Origin of the sequence: Streptomyces luteoverticillatus (genome assembly GCF_003970715.1) — a bacterium.
In the GTDB taxonomy this organism is placed as follows: Bacteria; Actinomycetota; Actinomycetes; order Streptomycetales; family Streptomycetaceae; genus Streptomyces; species Streptomyces abikoensis.
On record NZ_CP034587.1, the window covers coordinates 1,748,656 to 1,771,491 of the forward strand.

21 protein-coding genes are annotated in these 22,836 nt (G+C 71.6%); 8 read left to right on the forward strand and 13 right to left on the reverse strand.

Annotation, left to right across the window (positions count from 1 at the left end; all coding sequences use genetic code 11):
- Positions 1-30 precede the first annotated feature (30 nt).
- Positions 31-1,530, reverse strand: coding sequence for a hypothetical protein (locus EKH77_RS07330; protein ID WP_126913601.1), 1,500 nt, complete (start codon positions 1,528-1,530; stop codon positions 31-33).
- 264 nt (positions 1,531-1,794) lie between these two features.
- Between EKH77_RS07330 and EKH77_RS07335 the strand changes: the two genes are divergently transcribed.
- Together EKH77_RS07335 and dapA are read left to right on the forward strand one after the other, a co-directional pair.
- Complete coding sequence (locus tag EKH77_RS07335) at positions 1,795-3,624, forward strand: endonuclease/exonuclease/phosphatase family protein (RefSeq protein WP_126913602.1); 1,830 nt, start codon at positions 1,795-1,797, stop codon at positions 3,622-3,624.
- A 96-nt stretch (positions 3,625-3,720) separates the two neighbouring features.
- Positions 3,721-4,626 carry a 4-hydroxy-tetrahydrodipicolinate synthase gene (dapA, locus tag EKH77_RS07340; RefSeq protein WP_126913603.1) on the forward strand — a complete coding sequence of 302 codons (906 nt, stop codon included), beginning with the start codon at positions 3,721-3,723 and terminating at the stop codon, positions 4,624-4,626.
- A gap of 46 nt (positions 4,627-4,672) precedes the next feature.
- On the opposite strand, the gene dapD is transcribed toward dapA, so the two are convergent.
- A complete protein-coding gene (gene dapD / locus EKH77_RS07345; protein ID WP_126913604.1) occupies positions 4,673-5,662 on the reverse strand; it encodes a 2,3,4,5-tetrahydropyridine-2,6-dicarboxylate N-succinyltransferase in 990 nt (329 codons plus the stop codon).
- Positions 5,663-5,877: 215 nt separating this feature from the next.
- Between dapD and EKH77_RS07350 the strand changes: the two genes are divergently transcribed.
- Both EKH77_RS07350 and EKH77_RS07355 read left to right on the forward strand, forming a co-directional pair.
- A complete protein-coding gene (locus tag EKH77_RS07350) occupies positions 5,878-7,092 on the forward strand; it encodes a S8 family peptidase (protein WP_126913605.1) in 1,215 nt (404 codons plus the stop codon).
- 57 nt (positions 7,093-7,149) lie between these two features.
- Entirely contained in the window at positions 7,150-8,145 is a 996-nt protein-coding gene (locus EKH77_RS07355; RefSeq protein ID WP_430980977.1) for an agmatine deiminase family protein, read from the forward strand.
- A 77-nt stretch (positions 8,146-8,222) separates the two neighbouring features.
- Here EKH77_RS07355 and EKH77_RS07360 read toward each other — a convergent pair whose 3' ends face one another.
- Genes EKH77_RS07360 through EKH77_RS07395 form a run of 8 tightly spaced genes read right to left on the reverse strand, consistent with a single transcriptional unit; the run spans position 8,223 to position 14,875 of the window.
- Positions 8,223-8,588: a metal-sulfur cluster assembly factor gene (locus tag EKH77_RS07360; protein ID WP_126913607.1), complete on the reverse strand. Its 366-nt coding sequence runs from the start codon at positions 8,586-8,588 to the stop codon at positions 8,223-8,225.
- Positions 8,585-9,058, reverse strand: a complete 474-nt coding sequence (gene sufU / locus EKH77_RS07365; RefSeq protein WP_126913608.1) for a Fe-S cluster assembly sulfur transfer protein SufU — start codon at positions 9,056-9,058, stop codon at positions 8,585-8,587. The genes EKH77_RS07360 and sufU overlap by 4 nt, the downstream gene beginning before the upstream one ends.
- Positions 9,059-9,070: 12 nt before the next feature.
- Positions 9,071-10,324: a cysteine desulfurase gene (locus EKH77_RS07370; RefSeq protein WP_126917936.1), complete on the reverse strand. Its 1,254-nt coding sequence runs from the start codon at positions 10,322-10,324 to the stop codon at positions 9,071-9,073.
- A gap of 2 nt (positions 10,325-10,326) precedes the next feature.
- Positions 10,327-11,091, reverse strand: a complete 765-nt coding sequence (gene sufC, locus EKH77_RS07375) for a Fe-S cluster assembly ATPase SufC (protein WP_126913609.1) — start codon at positions 11,089-11,091, stop codon at positions 10,327-10,329.
- 7 nt (positions 11,092-11,098) lie between these two features.
- Positions 11,099-11,419, reverse strand: a complete 321-nt coding sequence (locus tag EKH77_RS07380) for a non-heme iron oxygenase ferredoxin subunit (protein WP_126913610.1) — start codon at positions 11,417-11,419, stop codon at positions 11,099-11,101.
- Positions 11,416-12,597, reverse strand: a complete 1,182-nt coding sequence (sufD, locus tag EKH77_RS07385) for a Fe-S cluster assembly protein SufD (protein ID WP_126913611.1) — start codon at positions 12,595-12,597, stop codon at positions 11,416-11,418. The genes EKH77_RS07380 and sufD overlap by 4 nt, the downstream gene beginning before the upstream one ends.
- A gap of 59 nt (positions 12,598-12,656) precedes the next feature.
- Positions 12,657-14,078, reverse strand: coding sequence for a Fe-S cluster assembly protein SufB (gene sufB, locus EKH77_RS07390; RefSeq protein WP_126913612.1), 1,422 nt, complete (start codon positions 14,076-14,078; stop codon positions 12,657-12,659).
- Complete coding sequence (locus EKH77_RS07395) at positions 14,075-14,875, reverse strand: helix-turn-helix transcriptional regulator (protein WP_126913613.1); 801 nt, start codon at positions 14,873-14,875, stop codon at positions 14,075-14,077. Before EKH77_RS07395 ends, sufB begins: the two co-directional genes overlap by 4 nt.
- Positions 14,876-15,012: 137 nt before the next feature.
- Here EKH77_RS07395 and EKH77_RS07400 point away from each other — a divergent pair, with 137 nt between their 5' ends.
- The 3 genes from EKH77_RS07400 to EKH77_RS07410 all read left to right on the forward strand — a co-directional run bounded on the left by EKH77_RS07400 (position 15,013) and on the right by EKH77_RS07410 (position 17,760).
- The gene (locus EKH77_RS07400) at positions 15,013-15,939 is read left to right on the forward strand and encodes an ABC transporter ATP-binding protein (RefSeq protein WP_126913614.1); all 927 of its coding nucleotides are present in this window, start codon (positions 15,013-15,015) and stop codon (positions 15,937-15,939) included.
- Positions 15,936-16,706 (forward strand): ABC transporter permease, encoded by a 771-nt coding sequence (locus EKH77_RS07405; protein ID WP_126913615.1) that lies wholly within the window; start codon positions 15,936-15,938, stop codon positions 16,704-16,706. Before EKH77_RS07400 ends, EKH77_RS07405 begins: the two co-directional genes overlap by 4 nt.
- A 64-nt stretch (positions 16,707-16,770) precedes the next feature.
- The gene (locus EKH77_RS07410) at positions 16,771-17,760 is read left to right on the forward strand and encodes a COX15/CtaA family protein (protein WP_126913616.1); all 990 of its coding nucleotides are present in this window, start codon (positions 16,771-16,773) and stop codon (positions 17,758-17,760) included.
- Here EKH77_RS07410 and EKH77_RS07415 read toward each other — a convergent pair.
- From EKH77_RS07415 to EKH77_RS07425, 3 genes are all read right to left on the reverse strand, one after another.
- Positions 17,733-18,806, reverse strand: coding sequence for an amidohydrolase (locus EKH77_RS07415; protein WP_240667259.1), 1,074 nt, complete (start codon positions 18,804-18,806; stop codon positions 17,733-17,735). The genes EKH77_RS07410 and EKH77_RS07415 overlap by 28 nt on opposite strands.
- A 77-nt stretch (positions 18,807-18,883) precedes the next feature.
- Positions 18,884-19,243, reverse strand: a complete 360-nt coding sequence (locus EKH77_RS07420) for a hypothetical protein (RefSeq protein ID WP_126913617.1) — start codon at positions 19,241-19,243, stop codon at positions 18,884-18,886.
- 92 nt (positions 19,244-19,335) lie between these two features.
- Positions 19,336-20,277 (reverse strand): heme o synthase, encoded by a 942-nt coding sequence (locus tag EKH77_RS07425; RefSeq protein WP_206279825.1) that lies wholly within the window; start codon positions 20,275-20,277, stop codon positions 19,336-19,338.
- 455 nt (positions 20,278-20,732) lie between these two features.
- Here EKH77_RS07425 and tkt point away from each other — a divergent pair, with 455 nt between their 5' ends.
- Positions 20,733-22,814 (forward strand): transketolase, encoded by a 2,082-nt coding sequence (gene tkt / locus EKH77_RS07435; RefSeq protein WP_126913618.1) that lies wholly within the window; start codon positions 20,733-20,735, stop codon positions 22,812-22,814.
- The last annotated feature ends 22 nt before the right edge of the window (positions 22,815-22,836 follow it).

Here is a 22,836-nt window from a genome sequence, read left to right on the forward strand (position 1 = left end):
AAGCGCCCGGCGCCCCCGGCATGGGAAGGGTCAGCCCCGGGAGCGGGCCTTGAAGGCCGCCTTGCGGGCGGCCTTCGCCGTCGCCTTGTCGGGGTGCAGGCGACCCATCGCCTCAAGAACGTCCGCCGTCGCCGGGTGCTCCACCCGCCAGAGCGCGTCGAAGAAGCCGCTGTGCCCGCTCACCAGGCTCTCGACGAGCTCACGGAGCTCCTCCGGGTCGTCGGCCTCCGTGTCGAGGCGGGCGGCGATCGTGTCGACGGTGAGCCAGAAGATCATGTCCTCGCCGGGCGGCGGGACGTCCGTCGCGCCGTGCTCGGCGAGCCAGACGCGGGCGAGGCCGCCGAGCTGGAGGTCGTCGAGGACCTCGCGGAGCGCGGGCTCGGCGTCGGCGCCGACGAGGGACAGCGTCTGCTGGCACATGAGGCGGCGCGCCGGCGCCTCGTCGTCCGCGCCGCGCGCGGCGGCGAGCAGCTCGCGGGCCGCGTCGAGCGGCGTGCGGCGGGCGAGCCACAGCTCGGCCTCGGCGCGGACGGCGAAGCCGGGGTGGCCGGGGAGCGCCGCGAGGAGATCGTCGGCGGGGGAGTCGGCGAGGTCGCCGACGGCCGGGGCGTCGATGCCGGCGTCGAGCATGCGGGACCGTACGGCGAAGAGGCCGAGGGGGGTGAGGGCCACCATGCCGTAGCGGCTGACGTCCTCCTCCTCGGGCAGGTCGGAGGTCACGCCGTCGACGGACTCCCGGATGTGGCCCTCGCCGTCGACGACCTCGATCAGGGCCTCGTCGACCGGCTGGTAGCGCACCAGGCCGGTCGGCGCGAGGATCCGGAACTGGTCGTCCAGGCGCATCATCGCGTCGGAGACCTCTTCGAGGACGTCGTCCGTGGGCTCGTCCATGTCATCCGGGACGATCATGGAGGCGGCGAGCGCGGGCAGCGGGACGGGGCGGTCGGGCGAGCCCTCGTCGAGCGCGGTCAGCAGGTAGAGGTTGCCGAGGACGCCGTCGAGGAAGTCGGCCTCCTCCTCGGGGTTCCAGTCGATCGCGTCGAGGTCGAGGTCGCCGTCGCCGCCCTCGGAGAGCTGCTCGACGAGGTCGCCCAGGTCGGGCGCGGCGGCGTCGGCCAGGACGGTCTCCAGGCCGCCGAGCCACAGGTCGAGGATGTCCTGGGGGCTGCCGGAGGTGAGCGTGGCCAGCTCCTCGCCGGCGACGGCCGTGCCCTGGGGCTCGTCCGGGGAGGCGTCGGCGGACTCGTCGGGGGACTCGGTGAATTCGACCAGGCCCACATCGAGCGCCAGCTGCCAGGCCTCGGCCGCGTAGGCGGGGCCGTCCTCGTCGTCGTCCAGGCCGAGGAGCCCGGTCGCCGTCTTCAGCTGCCCGGCGAGGAGCTCGCCGCCCGCGCCGACCGGGGTGCCCTCGCCGGCCCAGCGGGCGAGCTTCGCGGCGCGGGCGAACAGCGGCGCGGACAGCGCGTCGCGTGCGAGCTCCGCGTCGGAGGGGAGCCGCACCGGCGGCATGGTCGGGCGGTCTCCTGACATCAGGGGGGCATCTCCTCGTCGTGACGGCCGCGCCGCGGTCCCGGGCGCGCAGTGCCCCACCTTAGACGGGTTTTCCGCGCCGGCTCGCGCGTCGCGGGGGCCGTTACCGGCGGTTCGTCCACGGGTTGCCCCCGAACCCTTGACAACTGGCTGGAAATCAGCGGACATTGACGCGCGTAGATCACTCGTTGCTCGGATGACGGCATGTGATCTCATCCGATCGGCAACCCGGTCGCCCCCTCATCGTTCCCACCGGAGGACTTTGTGCTGTCCCACCGCCGCCGTGCCGCGACCGTCGGCTCCCTCATAGCCGGCGCGCTCGCGGCCGGGCTGATCGCCCCGGCCCAGTCCGCGAGCGCCGCCGACGCCGGTGTCCGCGTCCATGACATCCAGGGCACCACGCGTATCTCGCCGTTCGCCGGCAAGCAGGTCACGGACATGCCGGGTGTCGTCACGGCCGTGAAGAACTTCGGCTCCGCCCGCGGCTTCTGGGTCCAGGACCCGAACCCGGACCGCGACGAGGCCACCAGCGAGGCGATCTTCGTCTTCACCGGGGCGACCGCCCCGGCCGTCGCCGTCGGCGACTCCGTGCTCGTCTCGGGCACCGTCACCGAGTACTACCCCGGCGGCGAGGCGGCGGGCGGCCAGTCGGTCACCCAGCTGACCAAGCCCACCGTGACCGTGAAGTCCTCCGGCAACGCCCTGCCCGCCGCCGTCCGGCTGAACGCGGCCGCCATCCCCGCCCGCTACGCGCCCGACGCGCACGGCGGGTCCATCGAGTCGCTGCCGCTGAAGCCCCGCCGCTACGCGCTGGACCGCCTGGAGTCCCTGGAGGGCATGCGGGTCGAGGTCGTCGACGCCCCCGTCGTCGGCGCCACCAGCGAGTACAAGGACCTGTGGGTCACCGCGGCGCCCCGGCACGACCGCACCGCGCGCGGCGGCACCCTCTACGGCTCCTACGGCGACCCCAACGCCGGCCGGGTGAAGATCGCCTCCCTGCTCCCCTACGCCCAGCACCCCTTCCCGGTCGCGAACGTCGGTGACGAGCTCTCCGGGACCACGGCGGGCCCGCTCGACTACGACAACCACGGCGGCTACACCATCCAGGCCACCGAACTCGGCGCGCTCGCCGACCACAAGCTCCAGCGCGAGACCACGCGCAAGCAGCGGAACGACGAGCTGGCCGTCGCCACGTACAACGTGGAGAACCTCTCCCCCAAGACCCCGCAGGCGAAGTTCGACCGCCTCGCCGGCGCCCTGGTGACCAACCTCGCCTCGCCCGACATCGTCGCCCTGGAGGAGGTCCAGGACAACGACGGCACGACCAACGGCGGCGTCGTGGACGCCACACAGACGCTGACGAAGCTCACCGACGCCATCGCCGCCGCGGGCGGCCCCAAGTACCTGTGGCGGCAGATCGACCCCGTCGACGGCAAGGACGGCGGCCAGCCGGGCGGCAACATCCGCACCGCCTTCCTCTTCAACCCCGCCCGGGTCTCCTTCAAGGACGTCCCCGGCGGTGACTCCACCACGGCCGTGAAGGTCGTCCGCGAGGGCGGCAAGGCCGGCCTCTCCGCCTCCCCCGGCCGCGTCGCGCCGGACGACGCCGCCTGGACCAACAGCCGCAAGCCGCTGGCCGGCCAGTTCTCCTTCCGGGGCAAGGACGTCTTCGTCGTCGCCAACCACTTCAACTCCAAGGGCGGCGACCAGGGCCTCGACAGCCGCTTCCAGCCCCCGGCCCGTTCGTCGGAGGTCCAGCGGCTCCAGCAGGCGAAGCTCGTCAACGGCTTCGTCAAGCAGCTCCTCGCCGCCGACCGGAACGCCAACGTGATCGTCGCGGGCGACCTCAACGACTACCAGTTCTCCCCGGCCCTCAAGGCCCTCACCGCCGGCGGCGCCCTGACCGACCAGGTCACCAGGCTCCCCGCGAAGGAACGGTACGGCTATGTCTTCCAGGGCAACTCCCAGGTGCTGGACCACATCCTCACCAGCCGCCATGTGAGCCGCGTGGACTACGACATCGTCCACATCAACGCCGAGTTCGCCGACCAGGCGAGCGACCACGACCCGCAGGTGCTGCGCTGGAAGCCGTAGCATCGCTTGAGCGATTCGCTCAGAACATTTAAATAGACCTGTACGGTCGAAGGGCCCAGAATCCGGGGAGGCACCTGAAACCCGGAGCGTGACGCCATGTCAACCACCACCGAGCCCTTCGGCCGTACGGTCTGTGCGATGGTGACCCCGTTCACCGCCGACGGCGCACTCGACCTCGACGGCGCGCAGCGGCTCGCCGGCCACCTCGTCACGGAGGGCGGCTGCGACGGCCTCGTCCTCAGCGGCACCACCGGCGAGTCGCCGACCACCACCGACGCGGAGAAGACCGCTCTCGTCACGGCCGTCGCCGAGGCCGTGGGCGACCGCGCCCGGATCACGGCCGGGGTGGGGTCGGCCGACACCCGGCACACCGTCGAACTGGCCCGGGCCGCCGAACGGGCCGGCGCCCACGGCGTCCTGGTGGTCACCCCGTACTACAGCAGGCCGCCGCAGGAGGACATCGCGGAGCACTTCCGCACGGTGGCCGACGCGGTGGGCGTCCCGGTGATGCTCTACGACATCCCGGGCCGCACGGGCACCCGCATCGAGCCCGACACCATGCTGCGACTGGCCGAGCACCCGCGCATCGCCGGGGTCAAGGACTGCGCGTACGACCTGCTCGGCAGCTCGAAGGTGATCGCGGCGACGGGCCTCGCCTACTACTCCGGCTGCGAGGAGCTCAGCCTTCCGCTGCGGGCGGTGGGAGGAACGGGCTATGTCAGCACCGTGGCCAATGTCGCGGGCCCGGCGCTGGCCGCCGTGCTGGACGCGTTCGACCGCGGCGAGAACGCGGAGGCGACCCGGCTCCACCAGCGCGTCCTGCCCTTGGTGGAGCAGATGATGGGCGCGGGACTGCCCGGCACGGTCACGGCGAAGGCCCTGCTGGGAGCGCTGGGCCTCCCGGCCGGGCCGGTGCGGGCGCCGCTGCGCGCGGCGACGCAGGAACGCACCGAGGCGCTGCTGGAGGCGTACGAGGAGGCGACCGGCGCGGACGGGCGGTAACTACGCCCAGCAAGGGGCGGGGTGGTGAACCCCGCCCCCGCTCACGTCAGTCGTTGCTGTGCAGGATCTCGTTGAGCCCGCCCCACGTGCTCTTGTACGGGCGGGCCTCGACGGCGCCCGTGGTGGAGTTGCGGCGGAAGAGGATATTGTCGGCGCCCGACAGCGTCAGGGCCTTGACGATCTCGCCGTCCGGCATCGTGACCCGGGTGCCGGCGGTGACGTAGAGGCCCGCCTCGACGACGCACTCGTCGCCCAGCGCGATGCCGATGCCCGACTCGGCGCCGAGCAGGCAGCGCTCGCCGATGGAGATGATCTGCTTGCCGCCACCGGACAGGGTGCCCATGGTGGAGGCGCCGCCGCCGATGTCGGTGCCGTCGCCGACGACGACGCCCGCGCTGATCCGGCCCTCGACCATGGACGTGCCGAGCGTGCCGGCGTTGAAGTTGACGAAGCCCTCGTGCATGACGGTCGTGCCGGAGCCCAGGTGGGCGCCCAGGCGGACCCGGTCGGCGTCGGCGATGCGGACGCCGGAGGGGACCACGTAGTCGGTCATGCGCGGGAACTTGTCCACGCTCGTCACCTGGAGGTGGAGGCCCTCGGCGCGGGCGTTCAGGCGCGCGGCCTCGACCTGGTCGACGGGGACCGGGCCCAGCGAGGTCCAGGCGACGTTCGCGAGCAGGCCGAAGACGCCGTCGAGGTTCTGGCCGTGCGGCTTGACCAGACGGTGGGAGAGCAGGTGCAGCCGCAGGTAGGCGTCGTGCGCGTCGGCCGGCTTGTCGTCGAGCGAGGCGATGACCGTGCGGACGGCGACGACCTCGACCCCGCGGCGCGGGTCCGGGCCCACCGCCTTGAGGACGCCCTCGCCGAGCAGCTCCGCGGCCCGCTCGGCGGTCAGCCGCTCGGTGCCGGCCGGGCCGGGGGCGTCGGTCAGCTCGGGGGCCGGGAACCAGGTGTCGAGGACGGTACCGTCCGCGGCGACGGTGGCGAGGCCGGCGGCGACGGCGCCGGTGGTACGGGAAACAACAGCATCGGTCATGTCCGGAAACCTAACCGGACGGGCCCGCCCAAGGCGAACCGGCCGCACCGCCCGCACCCCTTACCGGCCCGCCACACACCGGTCACGCGGATGGCGCAGCCCCGCCAGCCGGTCGGCCGCGCTCGCGTCGCCCGCCCGGATGAACCGGCATATCCAGTGGAGTGGGCGATCCCGCCCGCTCCACTGTCCACCGTCCCGTCGTGAACGGATGCCGCATGAGACAGCTCCGGCGCTGCCTGACCACGGCCCTGGTCCTGGCCCTCCCGCTCACCGCCGCCACCCCGCTCGCGGCGGCCGACCACCGCCCCGGCCCCGGGCGCTCGGCGCACCCGGCGCCGCTGCGCAGGACGGCCGGCGAGCCGGTGCCCGGGCACTACATCGTCACCCTGCGCAAGGGCGCCAGCCCGCGCACGCTGACGAGCGTGCTGGGCGTCGTCCCGGACCGCATCTACACCCACACCCTGACCGGCTTCGCCGCCCGGCTCACCCCGCAGCAGCTGGAGGCCGTGCGCAGCTCCCCGGAGGTCGAGGCCGTCGAGGAGGACGCGGTCTACGCGCAGGCGGCCGAGGGCCCCCCGTCCATACGCCCCCGGGCGGCGACGGACTCCTGGGGCCTGGACCGCGTGGACCAGCGCACCCTGCCCCTGGATGGCCGGTTCACCGTCAACGGCACCGGTGAGGGCGTCACGGCCTACATCATGGACACCGGTATCGACTACTCCCACCCCGACTTCGGCGGCCGGGCCCGCAAGGGCGTCGACGAGGTGACCGCGGGCGGCGACGCCCGGGACTGCGCCACCGGCAGCGGCCACGGCACGCACGTGGCGGGGGTGGTGGGCAGCGCGACGTACGGCGTGGCGCGCCGGGCGTCGCTGGTCAGCGTGCGGGTGCTGGACTGCGCCGGGCGGGGCACGACCTCGGCCATCGTGTCCGGCTTCGAGTACGTGTCCACGAGCGCGCCGCCCGCCTCCGTCCTCAACGCCTCGCTCGTCGGCCCGACGTCGCAGGCCATGGACAACGCCGCCAACAGCGTGGCCGCCAAGGGGACGCCGCCGCTGGTCGCGGCCGGCAACTCCAACGACAACGCCTGCAACCACTCCCCTGCCGCCGCCCTCCAGGCCCTGGCCGTGGGCGCGACGAACCGCATGGACCAGATGACGGACTTCACCAGCTACGGGCCGTGCGCGCGGATCCTCGCCCCGGGCGACGAGATCCTCTCGCTGCGGGTGGGCGGCGGCACCACCACCAAGAGCGGCACCTCGCAGGCCACCCCGTTCGTCACGGGCGTCGCAGCGCTGTACAAGGCGCAGAACCCCGCCGCGAGCTCGGCGACGGTCGTCAACTGGCTCATCTCGCAGTCCACGAAGGACGTGGTGACGGACATCAAGCCGGGCACGCCCAACCGGCTGCTGTACACGGGCGGTCTCTGACGGAGAATCGTCAAGGATCCATGCCGCCGACGCCAGGGAAACCCGACGATGCCTCACTTGCCGTCCGAGACGCGGCCGCACGCGGCGACGTTCATGGGCTGGCCCCCGGCCGGCCCCGTCTGGGGCGAGTGGACGGCCGCCGTCCGCGAGGACATCGCCGCGATCGCCCGGACGATCGCCGACCACGAGCCGGTCGTGCTGCTCGCGTCGCCGAAGGACGCGGCGGGCGCCCGGCGGGCGTGCGGCGGCGCGGTGGAGGTCGTGGAGCTGCCCGTGGACGACCTCTGGCTGCGCGACTCCGGGCCGGTGTTCGTCACCGGCGGGGACGGGACGCTCCGGGGCGTCGACTTCGGCTTCAACGGCTGGGGCGGCAAGCAGAAGCACGCGCGGGACGGCCTGGTGGCCCGGCGTCTGCTGGAGCTGCTCGGCGTCCCACGGATCGAGGCCCCTCTCGTCGCCGAGGGCGGCTCCCTGGAGACCGACGGCGACGGCACGCTGCTCGTCACCGAGAGCTCGCTGGTCAACGACAACCGCAACCCGGGCCGGACCCGCGACGCCGTCGAGCGGGATCTCGCCGGACTGCTCGGCGTCCGGAAGGTGATCTGGCTTCCGGGCGTACGCGGCGAGGACATCACCGACTGCCACGTCGACGCCCTCGCCCGCTTCGCCGGGCCCGCCACCGTGCTCCTCAGCCGCCCGCCCGCCGGCGCGGCGCCCGACGTGTGGACGCGGGTGTACGACGAGGCCCGTGCGGCCCTGGAGTCGGCCACCGACGCCCGGGGGCGCGCCCTGGAGATCATCGAGCTCCCGGAGCCCGACCCGGCCGCCCTGGGCCAGCGGGGCGAGGACTTCCTGGGCTCCTACGTGAATTATTACGTGGCGAACGGCGCCGTGATCGTCCCGAGCTTCGGTGACCGCCGCGCCGACGAGGAGGCGGCCGCCATCATCGGCTCCCTCCACCCGGGGCGCGACGTACGCACCGTGGAGATCCCCACCCTCGCCGAGGGCGGGGGCGGCATCCACTGCGCCACACAGCAACAGCCCGCCTCCTGAAGGGTCAGGAAGGCGGGCTGTTGCTGTCTTGAAGCGCGTCGCGCTCTTGAAGCGTGTCGCTCAGACGTCGCTCGGACTCAGACGTTGAAGCCCAGCGCGCGGAGCTGCTCGCGGCCCTCGTCGGTGATCTTGTCCGGGCCCCACGGCGGCATCCAGACCCAGTTGATCCGGAGCTCGTTGACGATGCCGTCGGTCGCGGACTTCGCCTGGTCCTCGATGACGTCGGTCAGCGGGCAGGCCGCGGACGTCAGCGTCATGTCGAGGGTGGCGATGTTGGCGTCGTCGATGTGGATGCCGTAGATCAGGCCGAGGTTGACGACGTCGATGCCCAGCTCGGGGTCGACCACGTCGTAGAGGGCCTCGCGGACCTCCTCCTCGGTGGCCGGCTTGGTGGTCACCTCGCCGGTCGCTTCCTCGGTCGTCGCGTCTGCTTTGTCGCTCATGCGGTCTTCCTCGCCGTGTTCTCGGGTCCTTCGCCCACCGCCTGGGCGGTCGCGTCCTTCCACGCCATCCAGCTCAGCAGGGCGCACTTGACGCGTGCGGGGTACTTGGAGACGCCGGCGAACGCGACCGCGTCCTCCAGCACCTCCTCCATGGCGTCGTCGGGCTCCAGCCGGCCCTTGGACTGCATCAGCTCCAGGAAGGTCTCCTGGATCCGGCGGGCCTCGTCGAGGTCCTTGCCGACCAGCAGCTCGTTGAGCACCGAGGCGCTCGCCTGGCTGATGGAGCAGCCCTGGCCCTCGTAGGAGACGTCCTCGATCGTCTCACCGGACATCCGCACGCGCAGCGTGATCTCGTCGCCGCAGGTGGGGTTGGTGTGGTGGACCTCGGCGTCGCCGTCCCGCAGACCGCGCCCGTGGGGATTCTTGTAGTGGTCCAGGATCACGTCCTGGTACATCGAATCAAGCTTCACAGTCAGCCCTTGTCACCCGAAGAAGTTCCGTACGTGCTCCAGGCCCTCGATCAGCGCGTCGACCTCAGCGGGGGTGGAGTACAGGTAGAACGACGCTCGCGTGGTCGCCGGAATTCCGTAGCGCAGGCAGACGGGGCGGGCGCAGTGGTGGCCGACCCGGACCGCGATGCCCTGCTCGTCGAGGACCTGGCCCACGTCGTGCGGGTGGATGTCGCCGAGCGTGAAGGAGACGGCCGCGCCGCGGTCCTCGGCCGTGGTGGGGCCGATGATGCGGAGGTCGGGGACCTCCTGGAGCCGGCGGATCGCGTATTCCGTGATCACGTGCTCGTGGCGGGCGATGTTCTCCATGCCGATCGAGGTGAGGTAGTCCACCGCGGCGCCGAGGCCGACGGCCTGGGCGATCGGGGGCGTACCGGCCTCGAACTTGTGGGGCGCGGGGGCGTAGGTGGAGGAGTGCATCGAGACGGTCTCGATCATCTCGCCGCCGCCGAGGAACGGCGGGAGGTCCTCCAGCAGCTCCTGGCGGCCCCACAGGACGCCGATGCCGTCCGGGCCGCACATCTTGTGGCCGGTGAAGGCCACGAAGTCGGCCTGGAGCGCCTGGACGTCCAGCGGCATGTGCGGGGCGGCCTGGGAGGCGTCAATGACGACGAGCGCGCCGACCTCCTGGGCGCGGCGGACGATCGCCTCGACCGGGTTGACCGTGCCCAGGATGTTGGAGACCAGGACGAAGGAGACGACCTTGGTCTTCTCGGTGATGACCTGGTCGATGTTCGACAGGTCGAGGCGGCCGTCGTCGGTGAGGCCGAACCACTTCAGCTTCGCGCCCGTGCGCTGCGAGAGCAGCTGCCACGGCACGATGTTGGAGTGGTGCTCCATCTCCGTGATGACGATCTCGGTGTCGTGGTCGACGCGGTAGGGCTCGTCCGCCCAGCCGAGCATGTTCGCCACGAGGTTGAGCGACTCGGAGGCGTTCTTGGTGAAGATCACCTCGTCGCGGCTCGGGGCGTTGATGAAGGCCGCCACCTTGTCGCGGGCGCCTTCGTACAGCGCCGTGGCCTCCTCGGCGAGCACGTGCACGCCGCGGTGGACATTGGCGTTGTGCCGCTCGTAGTGGGCGTTGATCACGTCCAGGACCTGGCGCGGCTTCTGGGAGGTGGCCGCGTTGTCCAGGTAGACCAGCTTCTTCCCCTCGTGGACCACGCGGTCCAGGATCGGGAAGTCCTTGCGGATCGCGTCGGTGTCGAGGAGGCCCGGCAGCAGTATCGTCACGCCGTTACGCCACCCTTCACGTACGCCTCGTAGCCCTCGTTCTCCAGCTTGTCGGCGAGCTCGGCGCCGCCGGACTCGACGACGCGGCCGTTCGCGAAGACGTGGACGAAGTCGGGCTTGATGTAGCGCAGAATGCGCGTGTAGTGGGTGATCAGCAGGGTGCCGACCTCACCGGTCTCGCGGACGCGGTTGACGCCCTCGGAGACGATGCGCAGGGCGTCGACGTCCAGGCCGGAGTCGGTCTCGTCGAGGATCGCGATCTTCGGCTTGAGGAGCTCCAGCTGGAGGATCTCGTGGCGCTTCTTCTCACCGCCGGAGAAGCCCTCGTTGACGTTGCGCTCGGCGAAGGCGGGGTCCATCTGGAGACGCGCCATGGCCTCCTTGACCTCCTTCACCCAGGTGCGCAGCTTGGGGGCCTCGCCGCGGACGGCGGTGGCGGAGGTGCGCAGGAAGTTGGAGACCGAGACGCCGGGGACCTCGACCGGGTACTGCATGGCGAGGAAGACACCGGCGCGGGCGCGCTCGTCGACGGACATCTCCAGGACGTCCTCGCCGTCGAGGGTGACGGTGCCGCCGGTGATCGTGTACTTGGGGTGGCCGGCCAGCGAGTAGGCCAGGGTGGACTTGCCGGAGCCGTTGGGGCCCATGATGGCGTGGGTCTCGCCCTGCTTCACGGTCAGGTCGACGCCCTTGAGGATCTCCCGGGGGCCGTTCTCGGCTTCGACGGAGACGTGGAGGTCGTGGATCTCAAGCGTTGCCATGGGGAACTCAGGACTCCTGGGTGACGGAGACGAGCACGTCGTCCCCTTCGATCTTGACGGGGTAAACGGGGACGGGCTGCGTCGCGGGGAGGCAGTCGGGCTTGCCGGTGCGCAGGTCGAAGCTGGAGCCGTGGAGCCAGCACTCGATGTGGCAGTTCTCCACCTCGCCCTCGGAGAGGGAGACGTTCGCGTGGGAGCAGATGTCGTTGATCGCGAACACCTCGCCCTCGGTGCGGACGAGGGACACCGGGGTGCCGTCGACCTCGACGCGCTTGGGCGTGTCCTCCTCGAGCTCGCCGAGGGAGGCCACCTTCACGAACTCGCTCATGCGACCGCCGCCTCCAGCTCTGCCTCGATCTTGGCGATGAGGCGCTCCTCCAGCTCGGGGATGCCGATCTGCTGGACGAGCTCGGCGAAGAAGCCGCGCACGACCAGGCGGCGGGCCTCGTGCTCCGGGATGCCGCGGGCCATCAGGTAGAAGAGCTGCTCGTCGTCGAAGCGGCCGGTCGCCGAGGCGTGGCCGGCGCCGACGATCTCACCGGTCTCGATCTCCAGGTTGGGCACGGAGTCGACGCGGGCGCCGTCGGTGAGGACGAGGTTGCGGTTGAGCTCGTAGGTGTCGGTGCCCTCGGCCTCCGCGCGGATGAGGACGTCGCCGATCCAGACCGCGTGGGCGTCCTTGCCCTGCAGCGCGCCCTTGTAGACGACGTTGCTGCGGCAGTGCGGGGTGTCGTGGTCGACGAAGAGGCGGTGCTCCTGGTGCTGGCCGTTGTCGGTGAAGTACAGGCCGTAGAGCTCGGCCTCGCCGCCGGGGGCGCCGTAGACGACCCGGGGGTGGAGACGGACCAGGTCGCCGCCGAAGGTGACGATCACGGACTTGAAGGAGGCGTCGCGGCCGACCAGCGCGGTGTGCTGGGCGGCGTGGACGGCGGTGTCGTCCCAGTCCTGGACGGAGACGACGGTGAGCTTGGCGCCGTCGCCGACGAGGTACTCGACGTTGGCGGCGAGGGTGGCGTCACCGGTGTGGTCGATGACGACGACGGCCTCGGCGAAGGCGCCGATCTCGACGACCTGGTGGCCGAAGGCCACCCCGCCCTCGCCGCGCACGGAGATCCGCACGGGCTCGGCGAGCACGGTGTCCTTGGGGATCGAGACGACCGAGGCCTTCTCGAAGGAGCTGTACGCCTGGGCGGCGACCCGGTCGACCGGCTTGCCGGAGCGGCCCAGCCGGGCGTCGTCCCGGCCGACGGTCTCCACGGTCACGCCCTCGGGGGCCTCGACCTCGACCTTGACGCCGGCGCCGTCCGCCACCGCCGTGCCGTCGTGCAGACCGCGCAGGCGGGCCAGCGGGGTGAAGCGCCACTCCTCCTCACGGCCGTGGGGCACGGGGAAGTCCGCGACGTCGAAGGAGGCGGGCGCGCTCACCCGGGCGTCGATGGGCTGCCGGGGGCCGCCCACCTGGATGGCGCCGTCGGTCGTGCTGCCGGCGGGAGTGTTGTCAGCCATGGCTGTCGTCGTGCTCTCTTCCTGTCACAAAGGGTTCGCTGCGGGGGGCGGTGGCGGGGCTAGCCGACCGCGCCTTCCATCTGCAGCTCGATCAGCCGGTTGAGCTCCAGCGCGTACTCCATGGGCAGCTCGCGGGCGATCGGCTCGACGAAGCCGCGCACGATCATGGCCATGGCCTCGTCCTCGGACAGGCCGCGGCTCATCAGGTAGAAGAGCTGGTCGTCGCTGACCTTGGAGACGGTCGCCTCGTGGCCCATGGAGACGTCGTCCTCGCGGACGTCGACGTAGGGGTAGGTGTCCGACCGGGAGATGGTGTCCACCAGCAGGGCGTCGCAGAGCACGTTCGACTTGGAGCCGTGGGCGCCCTCGCCGATCTCGATGAGGCCGCGGTAGGAGGTGCGGCCGCCGCCTCGCGCCACCGACTTGGAGACGATGTTGGAGGAGGTGTTCGGCGCCATGTGGACCATCTTGGCGCCGGCGTCCTGGTGCTGGCCCTCGCCGGAGAAGGCGATGGACAGGGTCTCGCCCTTGGCGTGCTCGCCCATCAGGTAGACGGCCGGGTACTTCATCGTCACCTTGGAGCCGATGTTGCCGTCGACCCACTCCATGGTCGCGCCCTCGTAGGCCACGGCGCGCTTGGTGACCAGGTTGTAGACGTTGTTCGACCAGTTCTGGATGGTCGTGTAGCGGCAGCGGCCGCCCTTCTTGACGATGATCTCCACGACGGCGCTGTGCAGCGAGTCGGAGGAGTAGATCGGGGCGGTGCAGCCCTCGACGTAGTGGACGTAGGCGTCCTCGTCGACGATGATCAGCGTCCGCTCGAACTGGCCCATGTTCTCCGTGTTGATACGGAAGTAGGCCTGCAGCGGGATGTCGACGTGGACACCCTTCGGGACGTAGATGAACGAGCCGCCGGACCACACGGCGGTGTTCAGGGAGGCGAACTTGTTGTCGCCGACCGGGATCACCGTGCCGAAGTACTCCTGGAAGAGCTCGGGGTGCTCCTTCAGGGCGGTGTCGGTGTCCAGGAAGATGACGCCCTGCTCCTCCAGGTCCTCGCGGATCTGGTGGTAGACGACCTCGGACTCGTACTGGGCGGCGACACCGGCGACCAGGCGCTGCTTCTCGGCCTCGGGGATGCCCAGCTTGTCGTAGGTGTTCTTGATGTCCTCCGGCAGGTCCTCCCAGGAAGCGGCCTGCTTCTCGGTGGAGCGCACGAAGTACTTGATGTTGTCGAAGTCGATACCGGAGAGGTCGGAGCCCCAGGTCGGCATGGGCTTCTTGTCGAAGAGCCGCAGGCCCTTCAGGCGGAGCTTGAGCATCCACTCGGGCTCGGACTTCTTGGCCGAGATGTCGCGGACGACCTCCTCGGAGAGGCCGCGCTTGGCCGCGGCGCCGGCCTCGTCGGAGTCGGCCCAGCCGTATTCGTACGTGCCCAGGCCCTCGAGCTCAGGGTGGGCAGTCTCCGTGGGGAGAGTCATGCGGGGTTCCTCCCGGCCGTGCTGGTGGATGCGGTGGTGGTCTTTTTGGGGATGAACGTCGTGCACACCCCGTCGCCGTGGGCGATGGTGGCAAGACGCTGCACATGTGTCCCGAGCAGGCGGGAGAAGACCTCGGTCTCCGCCTCGCACAGCTGCGGGAACTGCTCGGCGACATGGGCGACCGGGCAGTGGTGCTGGCAAAGCTGTTCGCCGACCGGTGCGCTACGCGCCGTAGCAGCGTACCCGTCCGCGGTCAATGCCCGGGCGAGTACCTCCGCGCGGTCCTCGGGGGCGGCGGCCGCCAGGGCCTCGCGGTACCCCTCGGCCTGGGCGGCCATCCGGGCCCGGGCGAACGCGGCGACGGCGGCCTCGCCCATCTCGCCGCCTCCGGCGGACTGGGCGATCCAGCGCAGGGCGTCCTGCGCGAGCTTGTCGTAGGCCTGGTCGAAGGCGTCCCGGCCGCAGTCGGTGAGGGCGAAGACCTTGGCGGGCCGGCCGCGGGTGCGCGCCCCGTAGACGCGCTTCTCACGGGCCTCGACGACACCGTCGGTGACGAGGGTGTCGAGGTGGCGGCGGACGGCGGCGGAGGTCAGCTCCAGCCGCACGGCCAGCTCGGCGGCGGTGGAGGGCCCGTGATCGAGGATGGACCGGGCGACGCGATTGCGGGTGCCGTGCTGCTCGTCGTGAGCGCGCTGCTCGGGAGCCGGCGCCTCCCGCGACGGCGCGGGCAGGGCCGGGCGCGACCCGGCGGCCACCTCGGCCACGGGGCCCTGTGAAGCCTCGCCCGCGTATTTCACAACACCATTGTTGCGTAATTACCCGAAGACCGACAAGCTCCACCGGGTCACGGAACGGTGGCTTTGGTCACTTAGGGTCACCTAACCGCGCCCCCCGCCGGGGTCCGTTCCGCCCGGCCCTCCGTACACTTCCCCGCATGCATGAAGAGCCCGCGGTCGAGGTCCACGGCCTGGTCAAGCGGTACGGGACGAAGACCGCGGTGAACGGCCTCGACCTGACCGTCGCACGCGGCGGCGTGACCGCCGTCCTCGGCCCCAACGGCGCCGGCAAGACCACCACCATCGAGACCTGCGAGGGCTACCGGCGGCCCGACGCCGGCACCGTCCGCGTCCTCGGCCTGGACCCCCTCGCCGACGCCGCCGGCCTGCGCCCCCGCGTCGGCGTGATGCTCCAGAGCGGCGGCGTCTACGCGGGCGCCCGCGCCGAGGAGATGCTGCGCCACACCGCGTCCCTCCACGCCCATCCCCTGGACGTGGGCATGCTGATCGAGCGCCTCGGGCTGGGCGAGTGCGGCCGTACGGCGTACCGCAGGCTCTCCGGCGGCCAGCAGCAGCGCCTCTCGCTCGCCATGGCCGTCGTCGGCCGCCCCGAGCTGGTCTTCCTCGACGAGCCGACGGCCGGCCTGGACCCGCAGGCCCGCCGCGCCACCTGGGACCTGGTGCGCGAGCTGCGCGCCGACGGCGTCACGGTCGTCCTGACCACCCACTACATGGACGAGGCGGAACAGCTCGCCGACGACGTCGCCATCATCGACGGCGGCAAGGTCATCGCCCAGGGCAGCCCGGAGCGGCTCTGCAAGGGCGGCGCCGAGAACACCCTGCGCTTCAGCGGCCGGCCCGGCCTGGACCTCGCCTCGCTCCTCAAGGCGCTGCCCGCCGACTCCGCCGCCGCCGAGCCGGCCCCCGGCTCGTACCGCGTCAACGGCACGGTCGACCCGCAGCTCCTCGCGACGGTGACGACCTGGTGCGCCCAGCACGGGGTCATGCCGGACCGCATAACGGTCGAGCGGCACACGCTCGAGGACGTCTTCTTGGAACTGACTGGTAGGGAGCTGCGCGCATGACCGCCACCGGCACCTTCGCCCCGCGGCCCGGGGCCGCGCCGCTGTCGCGGATGATCCGCGCGCAGGCCGCGCTGGAGACCCGGATGCTGCTGCGCAACGGCGAGCAGCTGCTGCTGACCGTGGTCATCCCCACGCTCCTGCTGGTGCTCTTCAGCGCCGTCGACATCATTGACACGGGTGACGGCAAGGCCGTCGACTTCCTGACACCGGGCGTCCTGGCACTCGCCGTGATGTCCACGGCCTTCACCGGGCAGGCCATCGCGACGGGCTTCGAGCGCCGCTACGGCGTGCTCAAGCGGCTCGGCGCGTCTCCCCTGCCGCGCTGGGGGCTGATGGCCGCGAAGACGGCCGCCGTGCTGGTCACCGAGGTCCTGCAGATCGTGCTGCTGACGGCCGTCGCGTTCTCGCTCGGCTGGTCGCCGCACGGCAACCCGTTCGCCGTCGTCCTGCTGCTTGTCCTGGGGACGGCCGCGTTCTCGGGGCTCGGCCTGCTGATGGCCGGGACGCTCAAGGCCGAGGCGACGCTCGCGGCGGCCAACCTGGTCTTCCTGCTGCTGCTGGTCGGCGGCGGGGTGATCGTCCCGCTGGAGAAGTTCCCGGGCGCCGTCCGCTCGGCACTGGAGGCGCTGCCCATCTCGGCACTCTCCGGCGGCCTGCGCGACGTGCTGCGCGACGGCGCGGGCATGCCCTGGGCCGACCTCGGCATCCTCGGCGTGTGGGCCGTCCTGGGCCTGGGCGCGGCGGCGCGGTTCTTCCGCTGGGAGTAGGACGCGGCCGGGGCACGCGGGACCCTCGTGAATCCGTGCACAAGCACCCCCTTACGATGACTTCGTGCCGAAAACGCTGAACCCCCTCCAGCTCGTCGCCGACCGCTGGCAGCCCTCCGCCCGCTTCGTCGAGCGGGCCGCGCTCGCCTGCGTGGTCATGTCCGTGATCATCGTCGTCACGGGCGGCGCGGTGCGGCTCACCCAGTCCGGGCTGGGCTGCCCGACGTGGCCGACCTGTACCGAGGACAGCCTGACGCCCACGCCCGCGATGGGCATCAACGGCGTCATCGAGTTCACCAACCGCATGCTGACGTACGTGCTGTGCGCGGTGGTCGGTGTGGCGATCGTGGCGGCACGCGCGCGTGCCCCGCGCCGCCGCAGCCTGACGCGGCTGGGCTGGGCGCAGTTCTGGATCGTCGCGAGCAACGGCATCATCGGTGGCATCACCGTGCTGACGGGCCTCAACCCGTACATCGTCGCCGCGCACTTCCTGGCGGCCACCTCGCTGCTGACGGTGGCCACGATCATGTGGCTGCGGACCCGTGAGGGCGACGACGAGCCGCGCGACGTGGTGGCCCGTCCGGTGCGGCAGCTCGGCTGGGTGCTGGTCGTCGCGAGCGCGCTGCTGATCGTGGCGGGCACGGTGGTCACCGGCTCGGGCAGGCACGCGGGCGACGCCTCCAAGGACGTCCACCGCATCCCGCTGGACTGGCACGAGGTCACCCAGCTGCACGTCGACTTCGTCTACATCGTCGTCGGCCTCACCGTGGCGCTGTGGTTCGCGCTGCGGGCCGTGAAGTCCCCCGAGGGGCCGCGCCGCAAGGTCGTCGAGCTGTTCGTCGTGATCATGCTGCAGGGCGCGATCGGCTATGTGCAGTACTTCAACGACTCGCCCGAGGTCGTCGTCGGCGCCCACATGCTCGGCTCGTGCCTGATGTGGATCGCCGTGCTGCGGGTCTTCCTGTCGCTGCGCGAGCGCGGCGAGGCGCCGGTGCTGCCCGCTCCCGCCGGTGAGCACGAGGCGCTTCAGACGGCTGCCGCGTCCAGCCGGTAGACCCTGCGCGCGGTGCCGGCCGCGACGAGGGAGGCGATCCGTGCCGCCTCCGCCGCCCGGCACCAGCCGTCGGCCACCCAGTCGCGCATCAGCTTGTCCATGGCGCGCGTGAACAGCCGGGCGGCCACCACATAGAGCTCCGCCAGGGCCCGCGCCCCGGTCGAGAACAGCAGCTTGCCGAACGGCGCCTCGCGCAGCGTCTCCTCCGGCCGGGCCCCGACGTCCGCGTAGACGTGCGGGAAGGCGGCGGCCAGCTGGGCCGCCTGCCGCCGGTGCCAGGGGTCCGCGAGGAGCACCAGGTCCACGCCCCGGCTCGCGGTGGCCCGCAGGAAGCCGGCCAGCCGCTGGGGCCGTGCGCAGTGCAGTTGGACGGGCAGGCCCGTGGCGACCGCGCTCCACAGCAGATGGCGGATGAGCACGGGGTCGTCCGGCCGGTCGCCCGTGCGGCGGGTGCGCAGCCAGCGTCCGGCGGCCTCGCGCACCTCGGCGGCGTCCGGGGGGCTGTCGTCGCAGAAGGTGATGCCGGTGGCGAAGGCAGTGGCACTGCCGGAGGCCGCGTAGAGCGCTTCGGCCGTATACGCGAGGAAGGCGTCCAAACCAGCGTCCAGACCTCCGGTCGTGTCGGCGATCCGGGCGGCCAGCGGTTCGAGCCGGACGACCTCGTGGGCGCGGCCCTCGGCGGCGTGGGCCAGTTCGTCCGGCGAGGTGAGGGTGCCGGTGGCGCCCGCCTCCAGCAGGAACGTCCCGATGCCCGCGCCGCGCAGCAGGAGACGGCCGGCGCGGTAGGCGCCCAGTTCGCGGCGGCGGGCCAGATAGCTCACGGGCGCGCAGTGCGGCTCCAGCCCCAGCAGGGGCGGGCACCAGCGGCGCACGGCCAGGCCGGCGCGGCTGTCGAAGAAGGTGGTGCCGGGTGGTGCGGGCCCGGTGGACCCGGCGGCCTCGGCCAGGTGGGTCTCGAACTCCCCGAGCCCCAGGTCCGCGTGGACGGCGCCGTGGCTGTACTGGTCGACGAGCGGCGGTATACCGCCGTCCATCCTGCCGTCCATCGCGCCCCCTCCTCGCCGGTCCCCACCGCGCGGCGCCGGGGCGCCGCTCCCGGTGGGTCTAACGGACGAGGGGGCCGTCAGTTATCGCCGGGGTTCCTCGGCCCGCCGATCTGGATGCCGGCCATGCGGGACCACTCGTAGGGGCCCGTGCGGACCTTGGCGGCCAGCTCCCCGTCGAAGTCGTCGTGGAGGGTGATCCCGGCGAGCCTGGCCGCCTCCCGCGCGGTCTCCATGTCGCGGGCGACGAGGTTGCCCCACTCGCCGTTGGCGCCGACGAGGGCGATCCGGGTGCTGCCGCGCGCGATGTGCGCGAGCTGGCCTTCGGCGCCACCGCCGTGGCTCTTGGCGAAGGCCGTGATCTGCTTGGCCAGCTTGGCCGCCCGCTTGTTGTCGGCCCGCGGGGCGTCGGCCGCTGCCTGCTTGGTGTCGTCTGCCATGGCCAGGATGCTACCGACGGGTAGCACAAACGGCGATGGGCGGCGCGGGTGGCTTTGGCCACCACGCGCCGCCCATCGGACGGTCCGCGGTCCTACCGGAGGAACGGGTCGATCGCGACCGCCGTGAACAGCAGCGACACATACGTGATCGACCAGTGGAAGAGCCGCATCTCCTTGAGCTTCGCGCCCGTGATGCCGGCCTTGGCGCGTGCCTGAAGGGCGTGGGCCTCCTTCAGCCAGAAGGCGCCGCACAGCACGGCGACGGCCGTGTAGAACCAGCCGGTGTACCCCAGCGGCTGGAGCAGCAGCGACACGCCGACCATCACCCAGCTGTAGAGGACGATCTGCTTGGCCACGGCCTTGTTGCCCGCGATGACCGGCAGCATCGGCACGCCGACGCGCTCGTAGTCGTCCTTCACCTTCATCGACAGCGGCCAGTAGTGCGGCGGCGTCCAGAAGAAGATGACGAGGAAGAGGATCAGGGAGGCCCAGGAGACCTCGTTCTTCACCGCGGACCAGCCGATGATGACCGGCAGGCAGCCCGCGATGCCGCCCCAGACGATGTTCTGTGCCGTACGCCGCTTGAGGATCATCGTGTAGACGACGACGTAGAACGCGTTGGCACCGAGCGAGAGCATCGCCGACAGAGGGTTGACCAGGAACCAGAACCAGATCGTCGAGCCGACGGTCAGCGCACTGGCGAAGACCAGGCACTCGAGGGGCGACACCATGCCCGTGACCAGCGGACGCTGGGACGTACGGTCCATCAACGCGTCGATGTCGCGGTCGTAGTACATGTTGAACGCACCCGCGCCACCGGCGGACAGGTAGCCGCCGACGCAGGTGGCCAGCACCAGCCACAGGTCCGGGACGCCCTCGGCCGCGAGGAACATCACCGGCACCGTCGTCATCAGCAGCAGCTCGATGACGCGCGGCTTCGTCAGTGCCACGAAACCCTTGACCCGGGCCCCGAACGGCCGGTGACCAGGGCTCTCTGTGAGCACCCCCGCAGGACGGGATTCGACGGCCGTCACGCACACCCCTGAGAGAGATAAGGCCAGCAAGCTCGTCCGGGCGTGAATCCCGGGTAAAGGCTTGCGCGTACTACGCCACTCTAGACGCAGGGGACAGCGGGGCCTCCGCCGGGGTGGGGTCGTGTTGAGGCGCCGGGCCCACCAGGCCGAACGGGGCCGAACCCGGCAGAACGGTCCCCTCCGGGAGGCGGGCGGGCGCCGGGCCCGGCAGGCTGGAGTGGAGGCCCCCGCAGCGGGGCGGGAATGAATCCCGTCCGGGTGAGGTTGCCCGGGTCGGCGATCAGATGATCGAGGATCACTCGACCGGAACTCGACGATCAAATGAGAGCCGCGCAGCACGACTGTGAGTCGAAAAAACGCCCGTCCAGGCGGGGGTAGGCTCGTCAGCGCCGCGTCGTGGCGGAACATACCGCCCCCGGCAGACCGCATATGTGGAGAGGAGCCCTGATCCGAGGGTGAGCACCAAGCCGACCACCACAGACCTCGAATGGACCGAACTGGACCAGAGGGCAGTCGATACCGCCCGCGTCCTGGCCATGGACTCCGTGCAGAAGGTCGGCAACGGCCATCCGGGCACGGCCATGAGCCTGGCTCCCGCCGCCTACCTGCTCTTCCAGAAGCTGATGCGGCACGACCCGAGTGACGCCGGCTGGGTCGGCCGGGACCGGTTCGTCCTCTCCCCGGGCCACACCAGCCTGACCCTGTACACCCAGCTCTTCCTGTCGGGTTACGGGCTGGAGCTCGGGGACCTCAAGGCCTTCCGCACCTGGGACAGCAAGACCCCGGGCCACCCGGAGCACGGCCACACCGTCGGTGTGGAGACCACCACCGGCCCGCTGGGCCAGGGCATCGCCAACGCGGTGGGCATGGCCATGGCCGCCCGCTACGAGCGCGGCCTGTTCGACCCGGAGGCCCCGAAGGGCGAGTCCCCCTTCGACCACACCGTCTGGGCGATCGTCTCCGACGGCGACCTGGAGGAGGGCATCTCCGCCGAGGCGTCCTCGCTGGCCGGTCACCAGAAGCTGGGCAACCTCGTCGCCCTGTACGACGACAACCACATCTCGATCGAGGGCGACACCGAGACCGCCTTCTCCGAGGACGTCCTCAAGCGCTACGAGGCCTACGGCTGGCACGTCCAGCGCATCGAGCAGGGCGCCAACGGCGACTTCGACATCAAGGCGCTGTACGCGGCCTTCCAGGCCGCCAAGGCCGAGACCGAGCGCCCGTCGATCATCGCGGCCCGCACGATCATCGCCTGGCCGGCCCCGAACGCCCAGAACACCGAGGCGTCCCACGGCTCGGCGCTCGGCGAGGCCGAGGTCGCCGCGACCAAGAAGGTCATGGGCTTCGACCCCGAGCAGCACTTCCAGGTCGAGGACGAGGTCCTGGCGCACGCCCGCCAGGTCGTCGACCGCGGCCGCGCGGCCCGGGCCGCCTGGGACAAGCAGGTCCAGGTCTGGCGCGAGGCCAACCCGGAGCGCGCCGCCGACTTCGACCGCATCGTCGCGGGCGAGCTGCCCGACGGCTGGGAGAAGGCCCTGCCGGTCTTCCCGGCCGGCAAGGACGTCGCGACCCGCAAGGCGTCCGGCGAGGTCCTCAAGGCGCTGGGCGGCGTGATCCCCGAGCTGTGGGGCGGCTCCGCCGACCTCGCCGGCTCGAACAACACCACGATCGACGCGACGTCGTCCTTCCTCCCCGAGGGCAACCCCCTCCCGGAGGCGAACCCGTACGGCCGCACGATCCACTTCGGCATCCGCGAGCACGCCATGGGCTCGACCATGAACGGCATCGCGCTGCACGGCAACACCCGCGTGTACGGCGGCACCTTCCTGGTGTTCTCCGACTACATGCGCCCGGCCGTGCGCCTGGCCGCGCTGATGAAGCTGCCGGTCACCTACGTGTGGACGCACGACTCCATCGGTCTCGGCGAGGACGGCCCGACCCACCAGCCGGTCGAGCACATGGCCGCGCTGCGCGCCATCCCGGGCCTGAACATGGTCCGCCCGGCCGACGCCAACGAGACGGCCATCGCCTGGCGCGAGATCGTCAAGCGGCACACCACCAAGCCCGCGCCGCACGGTCTGGCCCTCACCCGCCAGAACGTCCCGACGTACGAGGCCAACGAGGGCACGGCCAAGGGCGGCTACGTCCTGTTCGACGCCGAGGGCGGCCGTCCGCAGGTGATCCTGATCGCCACCGGTTCCGAGGTCCAGCTGGCCGTCGAGGCCCGCGAGGCGCTCCAGGCCGACGGCGTCCCGACCCGCGTGGTCTCGATGCCGTCCGTCGAGTGGTTCGAGGAGCAGGACCAGGCGTACCGCGACGGCGTGCTGCTGCCGGACGTCAAGGCCCGGGTGGCCGTCGAGGCCGGCATCGGCCTGACCTGGTACCGCTACGTCGGCGAGGCCGGCCGGATCGTCTCGCTGGAGCACTTCGGCGCCTCCGCCGACTACAAGGTGCTCTACCGCGAGTTCGGCCTGACCTCGGACGCCGTGGTCGAGGCCGCCCGCGAGTCGATCGCCGACGCCGCCCGTCGCTGACGGCGCCCGTATACAACCTGTA